The 7,195-nt window shown below is 66.3% G+C and carries 9 protein-coding genes and 1 pseudogene; 2 read left to right on the plus strand and 8 right to left on the minus strand.

The window, feature by feature from the left end; translation table 11 throughout:
- Positions 1 to 315 (plus strand): HNH endonuclease (locus Y704_RS0116665; protein ID WP_026550943.1); only part of this gene is annotated, 315 nt, incomplete at its 5' end.
- Positions 316 to 590: 275 nt separating this feature from the next.
- Here Y704_RS0116665 and Y704_RS0116670 read toward each other — a convergent pair.
- The 8 genes from Y704_RS0116670 to clpS all read right to left on the minus strand — a co-directional run bounded on the left by Y704_RS0116670 (position 591) and on the right by clpS (position 6,573).
- A complete protein-coding gene (locus Y704_RS0116670; RefSeq protein WP_026550944.1) occupies positions 591 to 1,580 on the minus strand; it encodes a 3'-5' exonuclease in 990 nt (329 codons plus the stop codon).
- 28 nt (positions 1,581 to 1,608) lie between these two features.
- Positions 1,609 to 2,280, minus strand: a complete 672-nt coding sequence (locus tag Y704_RS0116675; protein ID WP_026550945.1) for a DedA family protein — start codon at positions 2,278 to 2,280, stop codon at positions 1,609 to 1,611.
- Between the two features lie 56 nt (positions 2,281 to 2,336).
- Positions 2,337 to 2,978, minus strand: coding sequence for an RdgB/HAM1 family non-canonical purine NTP pyrophosphatase (gene rdgB / locus Y704_RS0116680; protein ID WP_026550946.1), 642 nt, complete (start codon positions 2,976 to 2,978; stop codon positions 2,337 to 2,339).
- On the minus strand, positions 2,971 to 3,780 hold the full coding sequence (gene rph / locus Y704_RS0116685; protein WP_051477300.1) for a ribonuclease PH: 810 nt from the start codon (positions 3,778 to 3,780) through the stop codon (positions 2,971 to 2,973). Before rph ends, rdgB begins: the two co-directional genes overlap by 8 nt.
- 121 nt (positions 3,781 to 3,901) lie before the next feature.
- A complete protein-coding gene (locus Y704_RS0116690) occupies positions 3,902 to 4,699 on the minus strand; it encodes an MBL fold metallo-hydrolase (RefSeq protein ID WP_026550948.1) in 798 nt (265 codons plus the stop codon).
- Positions 4,696 to 5,616 (minus strand): glutamate racemase, encoded by a 921-nt coding sequence (murI, locus tag Y704_RS0116695; protein WP_026550949.1) that lies wholly within the window; start codon positions 5,614 to 5,616, stop codon positions 4,696 to 4,698. Before murI ends, Y704_RS0116690 begins: the two co-directional genes overlap by 4 nt.
- Before the next feature lie 73 nt (positions 5,617 to 5,689).
- On the minus strand, positions 5,690 to 6,256 hold the full coding sequence (locus tag Y704_RS0116700; protein WP_026550950.1) for a DUF2017 domain-containing protein: 567 nt from the start codon (positions 6,254 to 6,256) through the stop codon (positions 5,690 to 5,692).
- Positions 6,257 to 6,264: 8 nt separating this feature from the next.
- Entirely contained in the window at positions 6,265 to 6,573 is a 309-nt protein-coding gene (clpS, locus tag Y704_RS0116705; protein WP_026550951.1) for an ATP-dependent Clp protease adapter ClpS, read from the minus strand.
- Between clpS and Y704_RS22240 the strand changes: the two are divergent.
- Positions 6,572 to 7,195 (plus strand): annotated as a pseudogene (locus Y704_RS22240) (hypothetical protein); the annotation flags it as partial. The gene clpS and the pseudogene Y704_RS22240 overlap by 2 nt on opposite strands.

The following is a 7,195-nucleotide window of genomic DNA, read 5'->3' on the forward strand; positions in this document are numbered from 1 at the left end:
TTCCCCGGCTGCAACCGGGCAGCCGCGCACTGCGAGATCGACCACAGTGTTCCCTGGTCCCGGGCCGGCACCACCGACCACGACAACCTCGCCCACCTCTGTCCCAAACACCACCGATTCAAAACCATCACCACCTGGAACCTCACCAACAACACCGCAGGCACCCTCACCTGGACCTCGCCCACCCACCGCACCTACACCACCACCCCCACCAACCCCAGTGGAACCCCGACGGGAACCCCGACGGGAACACCACAGGAGTACCCGCACCGGGACCCGAAGGCAACGCCCACCCCGGACCCCGCACCGTTCTAGATCAGCAAACCCATCCAGTTCCCGAACTCCGAGACTGCCGCGCGGCCGCTAATCGTCATCCGGTGATCCGTTCATCCGGTGACCGTTGACCGCTGATCCGTGATCCGTGATCCGTGATCCGTTGGTTCGTTTGTTCGTTTGTTCGTTTGTTCGTGATCGTTGACGAACAGCGTCGAGCACCTCATGCACCCGCGCAGCAACGCCCCCACCAAACCCTCCCCGACCACCAACCAACGCCCTCAAGAGGAACTGACCCACGCGAGGCTGAGCATTGACTAGGGGCTTGCCGCCGGCCAGAGTCCCTCGGTCAGCTGGAGGAACTCCGCCTCGGAAATCACCTCGATGCGCTGGCCTCGTTCATGCAGGTCGAGCACACGACGCGCCTTGCCGGTGATGCGACCGTTCCGCAGATCCGTCGCTACGAATCCGTCCCCCACCACCAGAATGGTGGTTTTCCGTGTGACGGCACTTGCGGGCTGCGCGCCGAGGTGGGCGGCCCGCTCCTTCGCCTGCGGCCGGGGCAGGCCGAGCGTCCCCGTGAAGACGACCGTCTCGCCGTACAGCGGGTGGGTCGGGTCCGCTTGGGCGTTGGCGGCCGGGTTGGGTCCCTCCTCCGGCCAGCCCACCCACGGCGTCGCCGGCCCTTTGCCGAGCGCTGTCCGGGTGGCCTTGGATAATTCGTGAAGTCCCGGCTCATAGGCTTCTGCGCGGGACATCGGTAGCTGATGCGACGCCACGAGGGCCTCGACGGTGTCCACCGAGTTCAGCCGCGCCATGTCGATCAGAATTCCGGCGCAGGCGCGGGCGTCCTCGACGGCGTCATGGTGGTTGAGGAGGGGAACGCCCGCCGCTTCGGCGACAAAGGGAAGCGAGTATGACGCCAGCGAGTAGTTCCTCCGTGACAGAAGAACCGTGCAGGCGTAATCCCACCCCGGTCCTGCCAGTTCGGATACTTCGAGCGCCGAGCGGATCACACCGAGGTCGAAGGCGGCATTGTGGGCCACCAGGACGTCATCCCCGATGAACCCTCCGATTTCCGCGAACAGGTCGCCAAACCTCGGTTCCTGGGCCACCATGTCGGCCGTAATTCCGTGGATGGCCATATTGCGTGGATCGAAATGGTCATGGCCGGGAGGCGGTCTCATCAGCCAGGAAGCTTCCTCCACCACGCGTCCGGCCCGCACCTTGGTCAATCCGACGGCGCAGGGCGAACCCCTGAACCCGTTGGCCGTCTCGAAGTCGATGGCCGTGAACTCAATTCCCACCTAGCAAGTTTAGCCGCCGCGGCGGCTCCTACTTCGCCTTTGCGCTGCGGCGGTGCTTCCGCACCTTCGTCACTACGAAGTAGATGACCACGAGCACCACCGCGATGATGACGATCCGCTGGAAGATACTCGCGTACTCCTCCACGATGTGCCAGTTCTCCCCCAGATAGAATCCCGCAAGCACGAAGATCGAGTTCCAGATCAGGCTGCCCGCCGTCGTGAGGATGAGGAAAACGGTCAGGGGCATCCGTTCAATGCCCGCCGGAATGGAAATCAGACTGCGGAAGAGCGGGATCATGCGCCCGAAGAACACCGCGCTGTAGCCGTGCCGGTTGAACCAGGCCTCAACGCGGTCGATGTCCTCGAGGTCGATCAGGGGTACCTTGGCGACGATTGCGCGCATGCGCCGCCGTCCGAGTCCGGCTCCCATTCCGTACAGTGAAAGGGCACCGATCACCGAGCCGAGGGTGGTCCAGAAAATTGCTTCGAACAGTGTGAAGTTGCCCTGGCTCGCTGTGAAGCCGGCCAGCGGGAGGATGACCTCACTCGGCAGCGGAGGGAAAAGGTTCTCCAGGGCGATCGCCAGTCCGGCCCCGGGTGCACCGATGGTCTCCATCATGTTGACAGCCCAGTCGGCCACACCGCCCAGCGCGGATCCGTCGGAAGAGGACATGAGTGCCGGGCGCAGAATTGTAGTCATAACCCATCAAGTCTGCCCTATGCTCACGGACATTTCCCAAACGGATACTCCGCCCCTCAGGCAGTATCCTGCTCCTCCAGACCCCGGACCAGGGCAGGCATCAGCGCCCGGAAAGCGAGCCCTCGGTGGCTGATCGCGTTCTTCTCGGGGCCGCTCAGCTCGGCACAGGTACGGTCCATGCCGGACGGCACGAGCACCGGATCGTAGCCGAAGCCCCCCGTACCGCGGGGCGCGGCGAGCAGCGTCCCGCGAAGTTCGCCCTCCTTCACCGCGACCAGGCCCGCCGGCGCGGCGAGGGCGGCGGCGCACCGGAATGCGGCCCCGCGCTGCTCTGCAGGAATATCGGAAAGCTGGGCCAGCAGCAGCGAGAGGTTCGCGGCGTCGTCGCCGTGGCGTCCGGCCCACCGTGCCGAGAAAATCCCGGGAGCACCGTTCAAAACGTCGACGGCGAGGCCGGAATCGTCTGCCACCGCAAGAAGGCCGGTGGCAATGGCTGTCTGCTCGGCCTTCAGGACGGCATTTGCGGCGAACGTCACACCGCTTTCGACGACGTCGGGTGCGCCCGCGGTGTCGGCGTCGATCACCTGGGTGTCGACGTCGAGCCCGGGGACCTGGCCCCGCAGCAGTTCACGCAGTTCCCGCAGTTTTCCCTGATTTCGGGTGGCGAGGACCAGGCGTGGCGCGGCCGGCTCAGACAAGCGCCGGATCCTTCAGGGTGTCGAGCTGGATTTCGGCCAGCTGGGCGGTTCCCAGCAGTGCGAGGTCAAGGAGCGCATCGAGTTCGTTCCGGTCGAACGGGGCGCCCTCCGCAGTACCCTGCACCTCCACGAACTTGCCGGAACCCGTGACCACTACGTTCATGTCGGTCTCGGCGCGAACGTCCTCCACATAGGGAAGGTCGAGCATGGGGACGCCGTCGATGATGCCGACGCTGACCGCGGCGATCGTATCGGTGAGGGGTGAGGCCGAAGCGGGGATGAGCTTTTTGTCCTTGGCATACCGGATGGCGTCGGCGAGCGCCACATAGGCTCCGGTGATCGCCGCGGTGCGGGTGCCGCCGTCGGCCTGGAGCACGTCGCAGTCGAGGACGATCGTGTTCTCGCCGAGCGCCTTCGTGTCGATGATGGAGCGTAGCGACCGGCCGATCAGGCGTGAGATCTCATGGGTCCGTCCGCCGATTTTGCCCTTCACCGATTCCCGGTCGGACCGCGTGTTGGTGGCGCGGGGAAGCATCGCGTATTCGGCGGTGACCCAGCCGCGCCCTTCGCCCTTGAGCCAGCGGGGCACGCCGCTGGTCAGGGAGGCCGTGCACAGCACCCGGGTGTTGCCGAATTCGATGAGCGCCGATCCTTCGGCCTGCTTGGACCACCCACGTGTGATGCTGATGTTCCGCAGCTGGTCCGGGGTGCGCCCGTCGGCACGGAGTTTCGGGGCGCCGGCGGGAACCGATGGGGGCACGGATGCCGAGGTCGCTGATGAGGAAGTGTTGGCTGGGCTCATGCTGTCAGTCTAAACCGGCGCTCGGCAGGCGTCAGGGCAGGCGCCCGGGTAGCAGGCGTCAGGGCAAGCGCCCGGCCAGGCGTCAGGGCAGGCGTTTGCCCGTCGTTTGCCGGGGCATGCGTCAGACGGTGTAGGAGACCCCTGCGACGGCCACGGCGAGACTCCCCGTGTAGCTTGACCGGGCCTCACCCACGGTCACGCTCGCGTCGTTCCATACCGGCAGGTGCGTCAGCAGGAGCCGCTTGACGGACGCCGCCGTCGCCACCTCCCCCGCACGCCGTCCGGTCAGGTGAACGCCGCTGATGGCGTCGTCTCGCCCCTCGTGGAAAGCGGCCTCACAGAGGAAGATGTCCGACGCCGAGGCGGCCTCGACCAGTCCGGCGCACGCATCGGTGTCACCGGAATAGGTGAGGACCCGCTTCTCCTCGACGCCGTCGCCGTTGAGCTCACTCACCTCCACCCGAAGGGCGTAGGCCTCCTCCACTGGATGCAGCACCGGGAAAGGCGTGACCGTGAACGGTCCCACCTGAACGGGCGTGCGTTCGGTCCAGGAGCTGAAGTGGAAGTCCTCGTGCATGCCGGGGTCGAGCTCCAGGCCGTAGGCGGTGGCCATCCGATCGGCGGTCGCGACCGGACCCCACACCGGAATGCGCGGCTGGTTCCACCCGGTCGGGTCCCAGTGAACCGCCACGTGCAGCCCGCAGAGGTCCATGCAGTGGTCGGGGTGGAGGTGGGAGAGGAAGACGGCGTCGATCTGGCGCAGGTCCATGTAGCGCTGCAGCGCGCCGAGGGAGCCGTTGCCGAGATCCAGCAGTACCCGCCACGTGCGCCCGTCGGCTTCGGCGGAGAGCAGGTAGCACGACGCCGGCGACTGCGGCCCGGGAAAGGATCCGCTGCACCCCACGATCGTCAGCTTCATGGACTCGGGCTTCCCGCCGCCGCGATCATGTCCGGCGTCACCCTGGCCATGCTGCCTGTCGGGTACTGCGCAGCGACGTGGTCCACGTGCTGCACGCTGAGGACCTCGGGGCCGAGAAACCGCCGCGCCAGCACCTCGAACTCCGCGGCATTGCCCGTGGCGATGAAGCGGTGAACCGCCGTCGAGGTGTCACCAGCCAGGAGATTGTTCGAGACCAAGGCACGGTAGACGTCCTTGGCCGTCTCCTCGGCGCTCGAGACGAGGGTGACGGCGTCGCCCATCACATAGGAAATGACCGCCGTCAGCAGCGGGTAGTGCGTACACCCAAGGACGAGGGTGTCGACGCCGGCAGCCTGGAGCGGCGCCAGGTACTCCTCGGCGGTGCGCAGCAGGTCCGGACCTGCCGTGACGCCCGCCTCGACGAACTCGACGAAGGCCGGGCACGCCGCCGAAGTGACGCTGAGGTGCGGCGCGGCGGCGAACGTGTCGTCGTACGCGCGCGAACCGACGGTGGCGGAGGTTCCGATGACGCCGATCCTCCCGCTCCGGGTCGACGCGACTGCACGGCGGACGGCAGGCTGGATGACCTCGACCACCGGGATTCCGTAGCGTGCGGTGTAGCGTTCGCGGGCGTCACGCAGCACTGCGGCTGAGGCCGAGTTGCAGGCGATGACCAGGAGCTTGACGCCCGAATCGACCAGTTCGTCCATGACTGCCAGTGCGTGCGCGCGTACCGTGGCGATCGGAAGGGGGCCATAGGGACCGTTGGCGGTGTCACCGACGTACATGATGGACTCATGCGGGAGCTGGTCGATGACCGCCCGTGCAACGGTGAGTCCTCCGACGCCGGAGTCGAAGATGCCGATCGGCGCTCCGGTTTTTTTCCATCGTGCACCGACGGCAGTGTCTGGGCTCATAATCTATCGAGAATAGAACCTGCCGCTCCCAGAAACTAACTCAGCGGGGGTGGGTTTTGTCACAGCCGGGTTGTCAGCGCTTCTGCCGGCCTGCTGTCAGAAGGGCCTGGACGAGTGACTCCTGGAGCCAGGTCACGAAGTTGTAGACGAGGGCCAGGTAGGACTCCACGTCCTCGACATCGGAGGAGTCCCCCACCTCATGGAGCTTCTCGGCGTCGTCCTCCGTCTCGATCCCGAGGCGGTCGGCCAGCACCAGCCGGACGTCATTGAGTGCCTGCGCCATGAGCCGGGCCTGCCCGGGGTTGAGCACCACGGGATTCCCCTCGAGGAGCAGCGCGCTGCTGCGGAGCGCACTGATCTTCTGCTCCCGCAGCGAGCGCTCGGTGAGCCGGCGAAACTCGAGTGCCTCGTCGTCATTGGCACGGACGCCGTCGGGCAGCAGCCGGCGCACCGCGGAGTCCGACGGCGCCACCGCCTCGGTGTCCATCCCGACCATTGCCGCCAACGGGTCGGAGCTCGCCGCGGTTTCCGGCTCGAGCATCGAAATGATGTCGCGAAAGAGGTTGCCGAGCAGGCGCACCTCACCCGGCTCCAGCGATCCGGAGATGCCGCGCCGCGTGGACTTGAACGCTTTGGCCATGATGCGCGCTACTCGCTTCCGGCTTTTTCGAAGGTGGCCCACAGTCCGTAGGAGTGCATCGCCACGGTGTCCTGCTCGACCTTCTCGCGGTTTCCGGACGCCACGGCAGACCTGCCCTGCTCATGGACTTCGAGCATCAGGCGGCGGGCTTTCGCCTCGCTGTATCCGAAGTAGTCCTGGAAGACGAAGCTCACGTAGCTCATGAGGTTCACCGGGTCATTCCACACCAGGACGATCCACGGCTGGTCGAGGGCTGTTCCTTCTTCCGACTTCACCTCTTCCTTCGTGCCGGTGTCCGTCGCAAAGCCAACTGTCATGCCTCCCAGTCTAGGACGCCGAGGCCCCCGTACGTGCCGGTCCCTCCACCGGGCCGCTAAGGTTTTGAGGGTGACCACCGCTCCCGTGAATTCCGCCCTCTTCACCGACCAGTACGAACTCACCATGCTGCAGGCCGCCCTCCACTCCGGAGCCGCCCACCGCAGGTCCGTCTTCGAGGCCTTCGCGCGGCGCCTGCCGAACGGCCGTAGATACGGAGTCGTGGCGGGCACCGGGCGGCTGCTCGAGTCCCTCGCGAGTTTCCGCTTCGGGCCCGAGCAGCTGGACTTCCTGGCATCGAACTTCATCGTCGATGACCGCACGCTCGGCTGGCTCGCGGATTTCTCCTTCCGGGGCAATATCTTCGGGTATGCAGAGGGCGAAGCCTATTTTCCGCATTCGCCGATCCTGATCGTCGAATCGACCTTCGCCGAAGCGTGCATCCTCGAGACCCTCGTGCTGTCCGTCCTGAATCACGACAGCGCCATCGCCGCCGCGGCTTCGAGGATGACGGGCGCGGCCTCCGGACGGCCCTGCATCGAGATGGGTTCGCGCCGCACGCATGAGGAATCGGCCGTGGCCGCTGCCCGGTCCGCCGTGATCGGCGGCTTCGCGAGTACCTCC

The organism is Arthrobacter sp. Br18 (genome assembly GCF_000520555.1).
Lineage (GTDB): Bacteria > Actinomycetota > Actinomycetes > Actinomycetales > Micrococcaceae > Arthrobacter_D.